1 protein-coding gene is annotated in these 865 nt (G+C 54.2%); it reads left to right on the plus strand.

From position 1 onward, the window contains the following. Nucleotides 1-113: 113 nt before the first annotated feature. Nucleotides 114-865 (plus strand): phage minor tail protein L (locus ACNQ0W_RS25225; RefSeq protein WP_417933297.1); only part of this gene is annotated, 752 nt, incomplete at its 3' end.

The raw sequence follows: 865 nt of genomic DNA on the forward strand, positions 1-865 counted from the left end.
GAAGCGAAGGGGCTTTATCGGGTAGTCGCCGATTCCGTACGGAAAAATCAGATCAGCAGCAAGTTTGCTGAGCTGACGTTCACCATCAAACGGGCTTACGGAGTGTATGCATAATGGCATTAGTCGATCAGGCGGCGATGCTGGCACCGGGTGGCAGAGTACGCCTGGTTGAAGTTGACGCCTCAGAGTTCAGTGGCGGTATTCACCGTTTCCACTACGCCCCTTTCCCCCACACACCGGAAGAGATCGACGCTGCCAATGGTGATGAAGAAAAGCTCGGACCAAAGCCAATCGTATTCGGTGGCAATACCTACGATTTTTGGCCGTTTCAGGTATCAGGCCTGGAGCTTTCAACAGACCAGGCCGCAGAGCCGACACTCAGCGTTTCCAACCTCGACGGTCATATCACGGCGCTATGCCTGCAATTTAAAGACATGGTTAATGCCAAAGTGAGCATTATCGACACCTATTCGGTTTACCTCGATGCCGTGAATTACCCCGGTGGGATGAACCCGACCGCTGACCCGTCGATGTTCACGCTTCAGACCTTCTGGCTTGACACGAAAACCTCCGAAGACGACGAAGTGGTTTCATGGTCACTCAGTAGCCCCGCAGACCTGCAGGGGCTTGTTATTCCAACCAGACAAATCACCTCGCTCTGCGAATGGGCGCTACGCGGGCAGTACCGGAGCGGCGATGGATGCACCTATAACGGTACGGCATATTTCGACGCGAAGGGGAATCAGGTTTCAGATCCTGCCCTTGATGTATGTGGTGGTTGCTTCAGTGACTGCCGTAAACGATTTGGCGCCGGCCTGGCAGATCCTAACGCAGCAATTCTCGACTTTGGCGGCTTTCCGGCAAC

This window comes from Enterobacter cloacae complex sp. 6730903 (assembly GCF_048283985.1).
GTDB classification, from domain to species: Bacteria; Pseudomonadota; Gammaproteobacteria; order Enterobacterales; family Enterobacteriaceae; genus Enterobacter; species Enterobacter hormaechei_C.